Consider the following 15,707-nt stretch of genomic DNA (forward strand, 5'->3'; position numbering starts at 1 on the left):
ATTCGGCTCACACAAGCCACCCCACGGAAAGACGCCCATGAGCGAAAAGAAATTTGCATCCCACGCCGATCTGGAAGAAAAGAAGATCAGCTGGGACAAGCTCTCTGACAACGCCTACGCTTACACAGCCGAGGGAGACCCCAACACCGGCATCATCATTGGCGATGACAGCGTGATGATCATTGATGCCACCGCCACACCTGTGGCTGCGCAAGGCGTCATTGAGAAGGTTCGCGCGATCACGGACAAGCCCATCAAGTACGTCGTCCTCACGCACTACCATGCCGTGCGCGTGCTGGGTGCCAGCGGCTACAAGAGTGAAGGCCTGGAGCAGATCATTGCCAGCCAAGACACTTACGATTTGATCGTAGAGCGCGGCCAGCAAGACATGGATTCCGAGATTGGCCGTTTTCCGCGCCTTTTCCAGGCCGTTGAAAGCGTACCCGGTCTGACCTGGCCCACCCTCACCTTCAATGGTGAGATGACGCTCTGGATGGGCAAGCTGGAAGTCAAGATCAAGCAGGTAGGACGTGGCCACACCAAGGGCGACACCATCGTTTACCTGCCGAGCCAAAATATATGCTTCTCCGGTGACCTGGTGGAGGCAGATGCTGCTTGCTACACCGGCGACGCCTATCTTGCCGACTGGCCGCAAACGCTGGACAACCTGTCAGCCATGAAGTTCGACAAGCTCGTTCCCGGCCGTGGCCCAAGCCTTTTGACGCCCGAAGCGGTGGAAAGCGGCCTCAAATACACACGCGATTTCACCAGTGCGCTCTACACCAGCGCCCAGGAAGCCGTGGCTCAAGGCATGGACCTAAAGGCCACCATGGCCCATACCCGCAAGAAGATGGACCCTGACTTCGGCCACGTGTTCATCTACGAGCATTGCCTGCCTTTTGATGTGACCCGCGCCCATGATGAAGCGAGCGGTATTCGGGACCCGCGCATTTGGACAGCGGAGCGGGATCAGCAGATGTGGCACTCGCTTCAAGAGTAACCCCCTGAGGCGCGTACGCGCCTTCCCCCAAGGGGGACGCAGCCAGCGGCCTGGCAAAGCCAGAGTGAAGCTCCCCCTGAGGCGCTTCGCGCCATCCCCCAGGGGACGCCACCAGCGGCCGGGCAAAGCCCGCTCCGCGGTGGCACTGGAATGGCTTGCTCCGCAGCCTCCAGAGTTGTTGGAGAGCTAACGCCGGCGGGGGATGATGCAAACCACGTTGAATAGAGAGAACAAGCTGGAGACAAGCAGTGCAGAAGACGTTCACGTACCCGAAGTTCGAGTTTGTTCGGCCGCCTGAGCTGATTGAGGGGCGGGCTGGGCATTACCCTGTGGTGGTGGTAGGGGCCGGGCCTGTGGGGCTGGCAACGGCCATTGATCTGGCTAACCAGGGGCAGAAGGTGCTGCTGCTGGATAACGATGACACTGTTTCGTTGGGTTCACGCGGTGTTTGCTATGCAAAACATACGCTTGAAGTGCTTGACCGCATGGGCTGCGGGGACAAGTTCGTGCGCAAAGGGGTTTCATGGGATGTGGGGCGAACCTTTCTGCGCGAGAGCGAGGTGTTCAGCTTCAACCTCCGCCCGGAAGAGCACCATCACCGTCCCGGCATGATCAACCTCCAGCAGTACTACCTGGAGCAATACTTGGTCGAGCGCACGAACGAGCTGCCCGGCCTGGAAAAGCGCTTCAAGAGCACGGTCATTTCCGTGGTCCAGGGCGAAGACAAAGTCACGGTGGGGGTGGAAACGCCGGACGGCCCCTACTCTCTCACCACGGATTGGCTAGTGGTGGCAGATGGTGCGCGCAGCCCCATACGCACCATGCTGGGGCTGGACATTGAAGGCAAGATCTTCATGGACCGCTTCCTCATCGCTGATGTGGTGATGAAGGCAGACTACCCCGCTGAGCGCTGGTTCTGGTTTGATCCGCCCTTTCACCCCAATCAATCGGTATTGCTGCACAAGCAGGCAGATAACGTTTGGCGCATAGATTTTCAGCTGGGGTGGGATGCCGATCCTGTAGAAGAGAAAAAGCCGGAGAAGGTGATCCCTCGCATCAAGGCCATGCTGGGAGATGAGCGAGAGTTTGAGCTGGAGTGGGTCAGCATCTATACCTTCCAGTGCCGGCGCATGAACAGCTTCAATCACGGGCGGGTGCTGTTCGTAGGCGATAGCGCTCACCAGGTTTCGCCTTTTGGCGCGCGCGGCGCCAACAGCGGAATTCAAGACGCTGACAACCTGGCCTGGAAGCTCAAGCTGGTGATGGACGGTCAGGCACCCGCCACCCTGCTCGACTCCTATACGGAAGAGCGCGTTTTTGCGGCGGACGAGAACATCATGAATTCGACCCGCTCTACCGATTTCATTACACCCAAGAGCAACACAAGCCGCACTTTCCGTAATGCCGTGCTGGAACTTGCCGCCAAACACCCCTTCGCACGGGCCTTGGTCAATTCAGGACGTCTTTCAGTCCCCACCTGGCTGGCCGATTCAAGCTTGAACACACCGGATACCGAGGCCTTCAAGGGCTATATGGTTCCTGGCGCCCCCATGGCAGATGCTCCCATCAGCACATCGGAAGGCGAAGCCTGGTTGCTGCATCAGCTTGGTAACCGTTTTCAGGCGCTGCACTATGTGGATGATGCAAGCGCGCTGGACTCGGCTACGACGCAATCCCTGGCTGCGCTTGCGAATGCAAGCATCGCAGTGGAGCCCATCGTGGTGGCGCGCACAGGCTTGGCGCCTGCCGGCCTGAAAACCCTGATCGATAGCAAGGGCTGCATCGCCCAGCGCTATGACTTGCAGCCTGGCACAACCTATCTGGCCCGACCCGATCAGCATGTGGCTGCGCGCTGGCGCTCATTTGATGCTTCAAAGATCAGCACAGCGGTGGCTCGCGCCACCTGCAACGCTTAGGAGTTTCCATGCCCCTGAACACCCAACCCAATTTTTCTGAACCCGGCAAGCGCTACTTCAATGCCTACTCGCCCGGCGACGATTTCTACGAAGCACTGATCGACACCCACAGAGACCTGAGCGATGAGCAAAGCGCCATGGTCAATGCGCGGTTGGTTTTGCTGCTCTCCAACCACATTGGCGATATTGCCGTGCTTCGCGAAGCGATGCAAATCGCACGTGACGGCATCTAAGAAAGTGCCCATAGAACGCGCTGGCGTTCTATGGGTTCGCTGTACCTGATTCACGATTTTCCAAGGAGACTCACCATGGCCATCATTGAAAAAATCCACCACGTCGCCTACCGCTGCAAGAACGCGAAGGAGACCGTCGAGTGGTACGGAAAATACCTTGAGATGGACTTCATTCTTGCCATTGCAGAAAACGAAGTGCCCTCCACCAAGGAGCCTGATCCGTATATGCACGTCTTTCTGAATGCCGGCAACGGCAACGTACTGGCGTTCTTCGAGCTGCCCACTCGCCCGGAGATGGGGCGCGATCAGAACACCCCCACCTGGACCCAGCACCTCGCGCTGAAAGTGGACTCCGTGGAGACCATGATGAAGGCCAAAGCCCGGCTGGAAGCGGATGGCATTGAAGTGCTTGGCCCCACTGACCACACCATTTTCAAATCAATCTACTTCTTCGATCCCAGTGGTCACCGTCTGGAACTGGCAGCCAACACATCCACACCCAAGATGGACAAAGAGCTTGATCGCGTGAAGTGGGAGATGCTGAACGAATGGGACCGCACCAAAAAAGCCCCGGATCACGCCCGCTGGATGCATGACGGCAGTGGCAAGGTTGGGGCGCACTGAGACCTCCAAACAACCGTTCATGCTGAGCTTGGCCTGTCCTGAGGTTCGAAGGGTCGAAGCGCCCCGCGAGGCTTCGACTGGCTCAGCCCGAACGGATTTTTGTTTCGATGACACTCGCTGCTCGGCGAACGATTAACCAATACCGCTTCGCCTGACTTACCTCAATCGGCCCACATAACGGGCGAGTAGATTCCCCCCGTCTGACGTTGCTGCTGCAGCCGTAGGTGCCGGCACCGGAGCCGCCGGAAACATGGCTTCTTGCAGGCGGTCGGCAAGATCGGCTAATTCCGGGAGTACGTCCTCACGGGCTCTCGTGCGTGCATAGCGCACGATCTCAGCTGCGTACTCCACATTCTTCGCCATCCATTCGGTATCCGTCACGCGACCCGTTTTTCGCCGCAGCATCACGTGCATGTGTGCCGCTATGGCGAGACGCTGGGATTCTTTCATAGCTATGCTCCCAGTTTTTCCCGATGAAGGGAAAGATCCAACCCCTCTAGCTCCTCGTCTTCATTGACACGCAGGCTGACAATAAAGTTGGTCAGCCAGAGCAACAGCGCAGTCACCACGCCGCTGTAGGCCATCACGGCCAGTGCGCTCACCACCTGGGTCATCAGGCTCGCACCAACCCCGCCAATAGCAGGGTCGGCTAACAGGCCCGTCATCACGCAGCCCACCAGGCCGCCCACGCCGTGCACCCCAAACACGTCCAGCGAATCATCGGCACGAAGCAAGCGCTTGAGCCCGGTGGCACCCCAGTAACAAGCCAGCCCGGCCACAACCCCTATCAACAGCGCCGAGCCCGGAGTTACAAAGCCTGAAGCCGGCGTGATTGCCACCAAACCAGCCACGGCACCCGAACAGGTGCCCAACAAAGAAGGGCGCCGGCGACCTATCCATTCCGCCAACATCCAGCCGAGCAAGCCAGCGGAGGCTGCAATGTGGGTCACGGCCAATGCCAAGCCAGCGCGGCCATCGGCCGCCACTGCTGAGCCCGCATTGAAGCCAAACCACCCCACCCAGAGCAATGCAGCCCCGGTCATCGTCAGGCCCAGGTTGTAGGGCTCGAAAGCCTCTTTGCCATAGCCACGGCGTGGACCTAAAACATAGGCACAGGCGATCCCGGCAGCGCCCGCGTTGATGTGCACCACCGTACCCCCAGCGAAATCCAAAGCCCCCATGCGCGCCAACCAACCGCCGGGCTCCCACACCCAATGCGCGATGGGCGCATACACCACCAGTGTCCACATCCCCACAAACCACAGCATGGCGGAAAAGCGCATGCGCTCTACGAACGCCCCCACTATCAAGGCAGGCGTGATGATGGCAAACGCGAGCTGAAACATGGAATACACAGATTCAGGAATGTTCGGCGCCAAGTGGCTCACAGCGACCAGCCCGGTCTCTTTCTGAAAATCGAGCCCGGAAAACCAGAACCGCTCCGTACCCCCGATCAACGCATTGCCTGGCGTGAAGGCAATCGAATAGCCAAGTGCAAACCACAATACGCTGACTAGTGCCGCCACCGCCATCACGCTGACCATGGTGTTCAGCACATTTTTTCGTCGCACCATGCCAGCGTAGAAAAGTGCCACGCCAGGCAAAGTCATCAGCAATACGAGACAGACCGACACCATCCCCCAGGCCGTATCTGCAGGGTGCAGCGTGGCCTGCTGCACAAGACCCGGGGCGGTTGGCGCCACTTCAGCCCGGGTTTGCAAGGGAACGGCCAGCGCCGCAATCCATAAAAGAGCCCGAATCAAACTTGAATACATCTCGTGCCCTCAGGTTACCGAAGATACAAAATGCAATGCACGAGCCGTGCCAAGCTCAGAAGGGGTTCGCGCTCCCTTATCTGCCCTTTATGGGGCGCTCAACTCAAAACCCATAAGACGAACGCCCCGAAACGGGGCGTTAAATCATGGTGGGAGCTGTGCTGCGGTTGCGTGTCTGGGCTCACATCAACGCGCTATGTTCCATGGGCAGCCAGCAGGATGCCAAAGGAGCATTAACCCTGGTGTGACTTACGAGCGATGACCTGCATCTCCACACAAGCCTCTGGGATGGCTATGCCAGCAATCATGGCGGTACCGGTCGGCTTGCAGGGCAAATGCTTGCTCAGAGCCTCCAGCACAGCTGGCAAGTGCTCGTGCGCAGAGATGATCAGTGTGTAGTTGACGATGTTCTTCAGAGTGCCTCCGCACTTAGCCAGATAGCGCTCTATGTTGCGAAGCATCAGTTCGGTCTGCGCACCTGCACCCTCAGCCAGCTTATGCGCCTCATAGTCCATGCCCAGAGTGCCGGACACAAAGATCCAATCGTCATCGAACATGGCGCGGGAATAAGGCGCGTTTGCGAACGGCAACGGGGTAATCACGGGAATCTGCATATGTTCTCCTCAAAGTAAAAAGGGGTAGTTCAAGCTGCCAACATTTCGCGAACGATCGCGCGCGCGTGCAACTCAGTCGAATCAAACAGGGTGACTGGTGAAGCAAGCCAAGGCTGCAACTCAGCCAGTTCAGTACATCCCAGCACGATGCCTTCGGCACCCTGCGCAGCCAGGCTGGCACAGATGCGGGCGACTACAGCGGCAGCATCAGGTCCCACACGCCCGCTTGCGAGTTCACCAAAGATCAAGGTATCCAACTCAGTGCGCTGCTGCGCATCTGGGAGCACCAACTCAAATCCTTCCTGCTCGCTGAACGCCTGCATGAAGAAATCAGCACGCAGCGCATGGCTGGTACCCAGCACGCCTAAGCGCTTCGCTTTAGGCAACTGCCCGCGCACGGCATGGGCGGTTTCCTTGGCGATATGCACCAAAGGAAGCCCTGCGGCATCTTGTACCGCCTCAGCCGCAAAATGGCCGGTGTTGGCCAAAATGGCAACCAGCTCGGCACCGGCCGCTTTCAGTTGTCTCGCAGCGTGCTGCATGCGCGCGCTGGCGTCTTGTGGGCGCCCCTCACTCATGTCTTGCAGCACCTCTGCAAAATCCAGGCTCACTATCACGCAGCGCGCCGAATGGGGCACACCAAGCGCGGCTTGCACCTTCTCATTCAGCAGGCGGTAATAGATCAGCGTGGAAGGCCAAGCCACACCACCGATAAGACCAACAGTCTTCATTCGTCAGTCCAGCTTGAAGCCAAGCTTGCGGATCACCGGCGCGTAACGCTGGCCATCGCGCACGATGCGCTCCGCCATGATGGCCGGACTGATGGCCGTAGCCGGCTCGAACCCGAAGGTGCCAAGCTTTTCAATCACGTCAGGCTGGCGCACCGCCCACTCCACCTCCTGGGCCAGGCGCTGAGCGATTGCTGCTGGCATGCCAGCAGGGCCGGCCACACCGAACCATACAGAGAGATCCATGCCCTTGTAGCCAGATTCATCCAGGGTAGGAACATCTGGCAAGGCACCAAAACGCCGCGCAGAGGTCACCGCCAAAATACGCGCCCGCCCCGTTTTCACGAACTGCACATAAGGTGCCAGGCCATCGAAGGCCAGGCTCACATCGCCCGCAATCAAGCCCTGTGCAACTTCCGCGCTGCCTTTATAGGTAATGCGAGCGGCGTCAATACCTGCCAACTGGCTGAATTCCGCAAACGCGATGTGCGCCAAAATCGCGGCCGAGCCTACATTGAGCGTGCCTGGTTGCGCCTTCGCCCGCTGCACGACCTCTTGAATAGTCTGCGCATCACCTGGCCTGGTGCTACCGATGACCGTGATGGGTGAGTTAATAGCCAATGCGACCGGCGTAAAGTCCTTCACCGGGTCATAGGGTAAACGGTTGTACAGCGAGGGGTTCAGCACAAAAGTCTGATCCATGGTCCAGATCAGCGTGTGGCCGTCAGGCGGCGCGCCCTTAAGGTTCTGCACGCCGATGATCGTATTGCCACCCGCCTTGTTGTCTATGAAGATCTGCTGCCCAAGCCGCTCAGCCATCTTCCCGGCGATGAGGCGAGCTGTGGCGTCAGCCCCCCCGCCGGCCACAAAAGGCACAATCAGCCTGATGGGCTTGGCGGGCCAGGTCTGAGAAAAAGCGCCGGGAACGGCCAAAGCCGTGGCGCCAGCCGCTACCGCCCGCAGCACGGATCGCCGGCCTCGCGTATGCTTTGAATATAGGCTCGCTTTGCATATCGTCATGAAAAAACTCCTTTGCAGACCAGACGCAAAGGTAGCGCCTCGCCGGAGAACCCGCTATGCCGATTCGCTCACATTCTGTGCCGTTTGCTTCCACACCTGCCATTCCTGAGGATGACTTCAACGCCACCATGTGGCGCTTGCAAGCCACCCGACACGGCGGCTTGCCTACGCTGCGCGGTAGCCTGCACAACGCCCATTGGCCGGATGACGGCGGCCAGCTCACGCAACTTCGCCACACGCCATGGGAAGGCGCCACCGCTCTTTTCTTTGACTTTCGCTTGCAGCACGATCTGCATATTCGCCTGGAACCGCAAGACGAGTTGCTGCTGACGTTCTTTCTCGCTGGGGAAGTCAAGGGCACCATCGGTGCAAGCCGCGGCCATTTGCGTTCACTGGATTTTCAGCGAGGCCGCGCACTGCTTCGCACACCAAACCATGATGGCGGCTATCTGATTCAGGTGCCCGGCGCCTGCCGCAATGCGTTTGTGCAGTTTCGGCTGCGCCGTGCGCAAATACCCCTCTGGCTGCGTTCCCTGGGCGTCCACATGGATGTGCACCAAATGGAACGGCTCATGCATCTGAACAACGGCACCGTGTTGTGCAATGCGGCACTGACTGCGCGGGTGCGGGCAGCCCTGGAACGCATCCGAAGCCAGAAAGTGGAAGCGCCCTCCTTTGCGCCCCTGTTCCAAGCGCACTCGGTAGAACTGCTCACCTACGTGCTGTTGGATCTCATGGAGTTGCTGCGCCCTGCGCGTTCCAGCACGAAAGCCGATGGAAGCGCCGGGTTGCGCAAGGTGCGCAGCTGCATAGACGAAGCCCCAGCTCGGGACTGGTCTGTGGCCGAACTGGCCGCAGAGGCCGGTTGCAGTGAAGCCCAACTGCAGCGCAGCCTGCGGGCCGATACCGGGCAATCTGTTCACCAATACCTGCGCAACGCACGGCTGGATCTTGCCGCGCGGCTACTGCGCGAAACAGCTCTGCCAGTCCGCCAAGTATCCGAAGAAGCCGGCTGGCAATGCCATGGCCGCTTTGGTGCAGCCTTTCGTGAGCGCCATGGAATGGCTCCGCTGGCTTTTCGCAGAGGCAGCGAAATCAATTGAGCAGCGGTTCGTGGGGCCCGGAGGCCCCGCGAGTTCAACCCCTCAGACCGCTGCCAGAGATTGCTCCAGATCGGCCAGGATGTCGTCGATGTGTTCGATGCCCACGCACAAACGCACGGTTTCTTCTTTGACACCTGTCTTGGCCAGCTCCTCGGGCGCCAGTTGACGGTGCGTGGTGCTGGCAGGATGAGTTGCCAGTGACTTGGTGTCTCCAATGTTCACCAGGCGCGTGAAGAGTTGCAGCGCATCGAGGAACCTCGCACCCGCTTCACGCCCACCTGCGGCCGCCTTCACGCCGAAAGTCAGCAGACCCGAGGCACGCCCTTTCATGTAGTGCTGCGCCAGCGCATGGTCTTCATGGTCAGTTAGCCCTGCATAACTGACCCATGCGACCTTGTCGTGCTTTTGCAGGAACTGCGCCACTTTGAGAGTGTTCTCGCAGATACGGTCCATACGCAGCGCCAGGGTTTCGATGCCCTGGATGATCTGCCATGCATTGAAGGGCGAAAGTGCAGCGCCCATATTGCGCAGCGGCACCACACGTGCCCGCCCAATGTAGGCGGCGGCACCCAGCGCTTCTGTGTAGACCACACCGTGGTAGCTCACATCTGGCTCGTTCAGGCGAGGAAAGCGCGCCTTGTTCTCAGCCCACGGAAACTTGCCACTATCCACGATGATGCCGCCCAGCGTAGTGCCGTGGCCGCCCAGGTACTTGGTGAGCGAATGAACCACGATATCTGCACCGTGATCGATAGGGCGCACCAGATAGGGTGAAGCCACGGTGTTGTCCACAATCAGCGGAACGCCATGCTTGTGGGCAATGGCGGCTACGCCGGCGATGTCCGTTACGTTGCCAGCTGGGTTACCAATGGTCTCCACAAACACGGCCTTGGTCTTGGCATCAATCAGCTTCTCGAAGCTCTGTGGATCGCGGTGATCAGCAAAGCGAGTGGTGATGCCCAGTTGCGGCAGCGTGTGCGCAAACAGGTTGTAGGTGCCGCCATAGAGGGCCGTGCTGCTGATGATGTTGTCACCCGCCTCAGCAATGGTTTGAATAGCGTACGTGATGGCCGCCTGCCCACTGGCTACAGCCAGGCCGGCAATACCACCTTCAAGCGCTGCCACGCGCTTTTCCAGCACATCGCAGGTGGGGTTCATGATGCGGGAATAGATGTTGCCCGGCACTTTCAGATCGAAAAGATCAGCCCCGTGTTGCGCGCTGTCAAAAGCGTAGGCTACGGTCTGGTAGATAGGCACAGCCACGGCCTTGGTGGTGGGGTCTGGCTGGTAGCCGGCATGAACCAGTTGAGTTTCAAATTTCCAGGTTTCTGACATGAGAGATCTCCTTTTTGATCAAGTTTTCTTTTGATGGCAGCCAAACCATCGACACACAAAGAGCTTATGTCCGGCAGGCTCATTACGCCGCTCGGGTAAAGTGCTGGGTTTGCTACACGGCTGGCCGTGCGCGGAATCCAAATTTTTGGATGATGCTGCGCATTCTCAGGGCTACCGCGTGAAAATCCAACAACTGCTTAAGTCAATTTAGTCAGTTGCTAATTACAACACCCACCAGCTTACGCGAGAGGCAGTTCAAATGGCACGCATGATTCAATGCATCAAGCTCGGCAAAGAAGCCGAAGGTCTCGATTTCCCTCCCTATCCGGGCGATCTCGGCAAACGCATCTGGGAAAGCGTCAGCAAAGAGGCATGGGCAGGCTGGCTCAAGCACCAGACCATGCTGGTCAACGAAAACCGCCTCAATCTGGCCGATCTGCGCGCCCGCCAGTATCTTGCCCGGCAAATGGAAAACCATTTCTTCGGCACGGGTGCTGACCAGGCCATGGGCTACGTACCCCCCAGCGCTTGAACGAAGAAAGCGCCAGTAAGCCCGTACCTTTGATTCCAGGACTGCGCCGTCAGTATCACTTTCGACCCGGTCCTGCCGGATTGCAGGCCTGGGATGTGCACAGGCTCATTCGGTTGGCCCAAGAGCATGCGCTGCCCGTACATGATGTGCCGCTTGCCCAGATCCGCGAACTCGACGAGCCCTACTGGTTCGAACATGAAGACGCTCCACCTACGCCGCGCGCAATTGTGGAGCACCTCAAGCTGATGGATAGCTGCGATCTGAAATGGCCCATCGTGTTGAGTTCTGACGGCCGGCTCATGGATGGCATGCACAGGGTAGCTCAAGCCTTGCGCGAAGGCCGTACCCATATCCCGGCCGTGCGCTTTTCCACCGATCCCGCTCCGGATTACATTGGTGTTTCACCGGAAGACCTCCCTTACTAACTACAGCGATGCAGCCGGAGACACAAGAAACGGTAGTCTGGAGCGATGACGGCCTACCCGTCAGCCCGCGCTTCGGCGTCGTTTATCGCGGCAGCAACCCGCAAGGAGACAGTGACGCCGGGCTGGAGCAAGCTCGCCACGTGTTTTTGCGAGGGTGCGGCTTGCTGGCTGCCGACGGTGCATCTGCCTGGGCCAACGCCCCACGGTGGCAGATACTGGAAACCGGCTTTGGCCTTGGCCTGAATTTCTTGGCCACGTGGCATGCATGGCGCGCGGATGCCACCAGGCCCGATCGCCTCTTCTACAGCGCAGTTGAGGCTTGGCCGCCCGAAGCTGCCCACATCCTGCGCAGTGCGGAGCCTTTTGCCGAACTGGCCCCACTGGCGCAAGAATTGGCAGCTCGCTGGCATGGCCTGCTGCCGGGGGTCCACCGCATGGAATTTGAAGGCGGCAAGATTCAACTCACCTTGGCTATTGGGGATGCTCAAGCCATGCTGAGCGAATTGACCGGCCAGTTCGACAGCATCTACCTGGACGGCTTCAGCCCCAGCGTGAACCCGCAGATGTGGGATATCCACACCATGAAGGCCATAGCTCGCCTCGCCCGACGAGGCGCCTTGGCTGCCAGCTGGTGCGTGGTCGGTGAAATGCGCCGGCGCCTGGGCACCTGCGGCTTCATCGTCAAACGCGTACCGGGACTTCCACCGAAACGACATGCTCTGCGCGCGGTGTATGACCCACGATGGGAGCCCAAAGCCCGAGCCGACGCATCCCCCCTGCCGCTACCCGGCGGAGCGACACCCCGCCGCTGCATCGTCATAGGTAGCGGCCTGGCGGGTGCTTCTTGCGCTTACAGCCTGGCCCAGCGGGGCTGGCAAGTGACCGTGTTGGACCGCGCTGCCGAACCCGCCGCTGGAGCCAGTGGCTTACCAGCCGGTGTGGTCGCGCCCCATGTCTCACCAGACGACCGCCCCCTTTCACGCCTCACCCGAGCCGGCGCACAAGCCACCCTGGGGCGAGCCCGCTGGCTACTGCGCGAAGGCATTGAATTTGCTCCGACCGGCGTATTGGAGCGCCACGCGCCCGGCGAGCGGAGGCTCCCCACGCCATGGCAAGAAAAATCTGATTCAAAGGCCACCCGCTCCACCACCTACTCATCCACTGCACCGGAAACCATCACAAAAGCGCAACAGGCTGCGGCACCGCTGGACGAAGCCCGTCTGGCCCTCTGGCACGAGCAAGCCGGATGGATCAGGCCCGCCATGCTGGTGCGCAGCATGCTGAAAGCGCCCGGCATCGAGTGGCGCGGCAACCAAAACGTGCACAGGCTCGAAGGCTCCTCGGATGCGGATTCGCCTGTGTGGTACGTACTGGATGAAAGCGGCGCGATGTTGGCGGAGGCGGAATTAGTCGTCGTCTCGGCGGGTTTCGATACACGGGCGATCACCGGAGGATCGCTGCCCCTGAACGCCCTGCGCGGCCAAGTCGCGTTTGGCCCGATGCCGGGGAATACGAGTAATGCGGCATTGCCCACTTTTCCAGTCAACGGCCACGGCAGCCTGATTGCTCACGTACCGCTTCAAGATGGGGCCATGTGGGTCACAGGCTCCACCTTTGAGCGAGGCAACCCACAAGCCCAATTGCAAGACGCTGACCATGCCCACAATCGCCAGCGCATCGCAGAACTCCTACCCTTGGCCGCTGCCGCTATTGATAGCCAATGGCCCGACGGCCGAGCGCGTGCCTGGTCAGGTGTCCGCGCCACCCTCCCCGACCGCCTTCCCGCCGTTGGCGCCTTGGGAGGCAAACACGCTACTACTGGCACAAATGACGATGCGCAGCCTTGCGCGCTGCAACTCTGCACCGGTTTTGGCGCGCGCGGCCTGACGCTGGCCGTGCTCTGTGGCGAAATCCTCGCCTCCTGGCTTCATGGCGAGCCTCTGCCCGTGGAACGCAGCCTGGCTGAAAAGTTACGCGCGGGGCGATTGACGCCTTAGGACAGTATTCATGGTCTTTTCGGGCGCCGGGCAACCGGGCCGCGCGAGTGCCAGTGCGGGATGGGATGCAAGGGGCGCGGCGTGCAGCCACAAGCTATCGTGCGTGTTGCCCCGCGAGCGCGCTCGCAAGGCAGTGCTTCCGTAGGACCGTGGTGGCTGAAGTCACCGCGCATCGCTCCGTTTACGATACTACGACTTGTTCAACTTAATCACCAAGAACTCTCATGGCCTTCGCCGACAATCTGCGCACCCTGCCCTCGATCGCTCATATAGCCGCTATTGAATTACTCAACGATGCTGGCGACGTCGTAGCCACCATCCCCAATCAACCTGGAAAAGCAGGCTCAGTGACTGTGTACGCAGCTTTGGCGGCCAAGCACGGGAGCATCAATGCAGCGGCCGCACAAGAGGGACTGGTTCTGTTTGCAGAACATACCGACGACGCCCGTAAAAACCCTGGCAACCACCCCAACATTGACCGACTGCTGGAAGTGATCGAAAGCGGTAAGGGCTACGCGGTGAAAACTATCGCGGCGTAACTCTGACGCTACGGTCTGACGCCAGGTCTTTTTGCAAAAGGGGAATATCCACGTTTGCTGAAACCTGCATGAGCCGCCACGTGCTGGCTAATCAGTCTGGCGCATTTCCTGCGGACCTATTTTTCGCAGGCGTAGACAGCCTCACCAGATACGCCACCACGTCTTCCCTGTCCTGCGCCTCGTCAAGTCGGTAGTTCATGGCCTGCCCGGGCACCACTTTCTCAGGGTCGGTTAACCATGCCTTGATGCCTGCAGCATTCCAGGTGTGGGTGGCCGCGGTCATCGCCTTCGAGTAGACAAAGCCCTCTGCCTTGCCTGCCTTTCGGCCAACCACACCGCCCAAGGCGGGGCCTACGCGGTGGGTGTCGAGGCTGTGGCAGGCGAAACAGCGACTCTCCACCAGCTGCTGTCCACGGCTGACCGAGGGGACCAGGCCTTCGGCCTGCGTCACTGCTGGCATACCCCCCGTCACCGCAAAAGACAGCACCCACGCGCATCGTCGGATGTGGGTGTACACGGCCATCACGCACCGAAGGACAAAGCGCCGGCGGGCAACGGGCGGCCCAGTGCGTTAAGAAGAAGCACGTAGTGCATGGTTTCGTCTGCAGCCAAGCGGCCTGCCACCTTGGCCAGATCTTTGTTGCCAAACGCAGGAATCACACCCAGATAGGCATTGGTGGCACCCAGCTCCAGGCGGGCAGCCAGATCCAGCACGTCGCTCTGACTGCGCAGAGTGTCAGCCTTCAGGGCCTTGGCATATTCATCCAGCTTTTTCTCCATGACGGGTGCGCCACCAAGCTTCTGGATGGTGGCGATCAACGCATCGCGGTGGGCTTTATGGTCGGCCTGAAAACGCACCGCCACATCCAGCACTGGCTTTTGGAGCAAGCCACTACCGGCACCTAGTTGGTAGGCATTAATAGCCTCATGCTCAAGGCCCAGAGCGACGTTCAGAATGCCGACGTCCTTGGACGTGTCACCTGCCATGCCCTGTGCCAATGCATCTTTACCTGCGAGCATAGCCACTGCCAAGGCTGAAAGCCCGCCGGTGCGGCCCATGAAGTTACGACGGGATGCCACTGAAGAAACCGCGGCAGGAGATTGAATAATGGTTGTCATGGTGGGTCCTTTTTTTAGTGAGATCGAGAGCCACTTACCGAGGTTGGTATTTGCAGCTCTCCAATCGAATACGCGCGCCCCTTGCCACCTGGATTCAGCAATTTCAAAAAAAATGGTTTGAATCCAATCCCAGGTTTCCTGCGTACCTGGTTTAGAACACAATGAACATATGAACGCAGAACACTCCGACGCCACACTCATCGTTCTGCTTCAACGCATTGCGCTTAAAGATGAGGCTGCCCTCAAATCGCTGTATGAAGCGTGCGCAGGTAAGCTGTATGGTTTGGCGCTGCGTGTGGTGAGCCACCGGGAATTTGCGGAAGACGCACTGCAAGAAGCCTTCCTGAACATCTGGCGCTTAGCCCCTGAATACAGCGCGTCCTTGAGCCCCCCCATGGCCTGGATGGGCCTCATCGTGCGCAGCCGTGCCCTGGACCTGCTGCGCCGCCGTGCCGCAGCGCGCACCCACCTCACCCAGGAGATAGACGTCACTCTCGCCGATACGCTCCAAAGCGATGACCCCACTCCGCTGGACACCGCCCAGGCCAGTGAGCAAGCATGGGCCCTGAATCAATGCCTTGGCCGGCTGGAGAGCAAGCAATGCGAAGTGGTCAAACTTGCCTATATGCGTGATTTGAGCCATAGCGAACTAGCCGCCCAATTACAGCTTCCGCTTGGCACAGTGAAAACCTGGATACGCAGAGGCCTGGACCAACTGCGCCTTTGCATGGCTCGTTTCGCGTGAGG

At 59.5% G+C, this 15,707-nt stretch carries 18 protein-coding genes; 10 read left to right on the forward strand and 8 right to left on the reverse strand.

The window, feature by feature from the left end:
* The first annotated feature begins 37 nt into the window (after nucleotides 1–37).
* From G518_RS0103460 to G518_RS0103475, 4 genes are all read left to right on the forward strand, one after another.
* The gene (locus G518_RS0103460; protein ID WP_028601336.1) at nucleotides 38–1,000 is read left to right on the forward strand and encodes an MBL fold metallo-hydrolase; all 963 of its coding nucleotides are present in this window, start codon (nucleotides 38–40) and stop codon (nucleotides 998–1,000) included.
* Between the two features lie 248 nt (nucleotides 1,001–1,248).
* On the forward strand, nucleotides 1,249–2,916 hold the full coding sequence (locus G518_RS0103465) for an FAD-dependent oxidoreductase (protein ID WP_028601337.1): 1,668 nt from the start codon (nucleotides 1,249–1,251) through the stop codon (nucleotides 2,914–2,916).
* Nucleotides 2,917–2,924: 8 nt separating this feature from the next.
* The gene (locus G518_RS0103470) at nucleotides 2,925–3,149 is read left to right on the forward strand and encodes a DUF2783 domain-containing protein (RefSeq protein ID WP_028601338.1); all 225 of its coding nucleotides are present in this window, start codon (nucleotides 2,925–2,927) and stop codon (nucleotides 3,147–3,149) included.
* A 75-nt stretch (nucleotides 3,150–3,224) separates the two neighbouring features.
* The gene (locus tag G518_RS0103475) at nucleotides 3,225–3,773 is read left to right on the forward strand and encodes a VOC family protein (RefSeq protein ID WP_028601339.1); all 549 of its coding nucleotides are present in this window, start codon (nucleotides 3,225–3,227) and stop codon (nucleotides 3,771–3,773) included.
* Nucleotides 3,774–3,929: 156 nt separating this feature from the next.
* Here G518_RS0103475 and G518_RS33730 read toward each other — a convergent pair whose 3' ends face one another.
* The 5 genes from G518_RS33730 to G518_RS0103500 all read right to left on the reverse strand — a co-directional run bounded on the left by G518_RS33730 (nucleotide 3,930) and on the right by G518_RS0103500 (nucleotide 7,910).
* On the reverse strand, nucleotides 3,930–4,223 hold the full coding sequence (locus G518_RS33730) for a hypothetical protein (protein WP_084651399.1): 294 nt from the start codon (nucleotides 4,221–4,223) through the stop codon (nucleotides 3,930–3,932).
* 2 nt (nucleotides 4,224–4,225) lie between these two features.
* Nucleotides 4,226–5,548: an ammonium transporter gene (locus tag G518_RS0103485; protein ID WP_028601340.1), complete on the reverse strand. Its 1,323-nt coding sequence runs from the start codon at nucleotides 5,546–5,548 to the stop codon at nucleotides 4,226–4,228.
* Between the two features lie 233 nt (nucleotides 5,549–5,781).
* Entirely contained in the window at nucleotides 5,782–6,162 is a 381-nt protein-coding gene (locus tag G518_RS0103490; protein ID WP_036593227.1) for a RidA family protein, read from the reverse strand.
* A gap of 29 nt (nucleotides 6,163–6,191) precedes the next feature.
* Nucleotides 6,192–6,893, reverse strand: a complete 702-nt coding sequence (locus G518_RS0103495; protein WP_028601342.1) for an aspartate/glutamate racemase family protein — start codon at nucleotides 6,891–6,893, stop codon at nucleotides 6,192–6,194.
* Between the two features lie 3 nt (nucleotides 6,894–6,896).
* Nucleotides 6,897–7,910, reverse strand: coding sequence for a Bug family tripartite tricarboxylate transporter substrate binding protein (locus G518_RS0103500; protein ID WP_084651401.1), 1,014 nt, complete (start codon nucleotides 7,908–7,910; stop codon nucleotides 6,897–6,899).
* Between the two features lie 56 nt (nucleotides 7,911–7,966).
* Between G518_RS0103500 and G518_RS38245 the strand changes: the two genes are divergently transcribed.
* Complete coding sequence (locus G518_RS38245; protein ID WP_051235939.1) at nucleotides 7,967–9,013, forward strand: helix-turn-helix transcriptional regulator; 1,047 nt, start codon at nucleotides 7,967–7,969, stop codon at nucleotides 9,011–9,013.
* Nucleotides 9,014–9,055: 42 nt separating this feature from the next.
* Here G518_RS38245 and G518_RS0103510 read toward each other — a convergent pair whose 3' ends face one another.
* On the reverse strand, nucleotides 9,056–10,348 hold the full coding sequence (locus tag G518_RS0103510; protein ID WP_028601344.1) for an O-acetylhomoserine aminocarboxypropyltransferase/cysteine synthase family protein: 1,293 nt from the start codon (nucleotides 10,346–10,348) through the stop codon (nucleotides 9,056–9,058).
* Between the two features lie 259 nt (nucleotides 10,349–10,607).
* On the opposite strand from G518_RS0103510, the gene G518_RS0103515 reads away from it, so the two are divergent.
* The 4 genes from G518_RS0103515 (at nucleotide 10,608) to G518_RS0103530 (ending at nucleotide 13,841) form a co-directional block, all read left to right on the forward strand.
* Nucleotides 10,608–10,880: an oxidative damage protection protein gene (locus G518_RS0103515; protein WP_028601345.1), complete on the forward strand. Its 273-nt coding sequence runs from the start codon at nucleotides 10,608–10,610 to the stop codon at nucleotides 10,878–10,880.
* The gene (locus G518_RS0103520) at nucleotides 10,877–11,305 is read left to right on the forward strand and encodes a hypothetical protein (protein WP_036593230.1); all 429 of its coding nucleotides are present in this window, start codon (nucleotides 10,877–10,879) and stop codon (nucleotides 11,303–11,305) included. The genes G518_RS0103515 and G518_RS0103520 overlap by 4 nt, the downstream gene beginning before the upstream one ends.
* Before the next feature lie 8 nt (nucleotides 11,306–11,313).
* Nucleotides 11,314–13,302 (forward strand): bifunctional tRNA (5-methylaminomethyl-2-thiouridine)(34)-methyltransferase MnmC2/FAD-dependent 5-carboxymethylaminomethyl-2-thiouridine(34) oxidoreductase MnmC1, encoded by a 1,989-nt coding sequence (gene mnmC, locus G518_RS0103525; protein ID WP_028601347.1) that lies wholly within the window; start codon nucleotides 11,314–11,316, stop codon nucleotides 13,300–13,302.
* Nucleotides 13,303–13,526: 224 nt separating this feature from the next.
* Nucleotides 13,527–13,841 (forward strand): DUF2322 family protein, encoded by a 315-nt coding sequence (locus G518_RS0103530; protein WP_028601348.1) that lies wholly within the window; start codon nucleotides 13,527–13,529, stop codon nucleotides 13,839–13,841.
* Nucleotides 13,842–13,932: 91 nt separating this feature from the next.
* Here G518_RS0103530 and G518_RS33740 read toward each other — a convergent pair whose 3' ends face one another.
* Nucleotides 13,933–14,364, reverse strand: a complete 432-nt coding sequence (locus G518_RS33740; protein WP_245597886.1) for a c-type cytochrome — start codon at nucleotides 14,362–14,364, stop codon at nucleotides 13,933–13,935.
* Complete coding sequence (locus G518_RS0103540; RefSeq protein ID WP_051235987.1) at nucleotides 14,364–14,960, reverse strand: ferritin-like domain-containing protein; 597 nt, start codon at nucleotides 14,958–14,960, stop codon at nucleotides 14,364–14,366. The genes G518_RS33740 and G518_RS0103540 overlap by 1 nt, the downstream gene beginning before the upstream one ends.
* 169 nt (nucleotides 14,961–15,129) lie before the next feature.
* Between G518_RS0103540 and G518_RS0103545 the strand changes: the two genes are divergently transcribed.
* A complete protein-coding gene (locus G518_RS0103545; protein ID WP_028601350.1) occupies nucleotides 15,130–15,705 on the forward strand; it encodes a sigma-70 family RNA polymerase sigma factor in 576 nt (191 codons plus the stop codon).
* The last annotated feature ends 2 nt before the right edge of the window (nucleotides 15,706–15,707 follow it).

This window comes from Ottowia thiooxydans DSM 14619, assembly GCF_000422885.1.
GTDB classification, from domain to species: Bacteria; Pseudomonadota; Gammaproteobacteria; order Burkholderiales; family Burkholderiaceae_C; genus Ottowia; species Ottowia thiooxydans.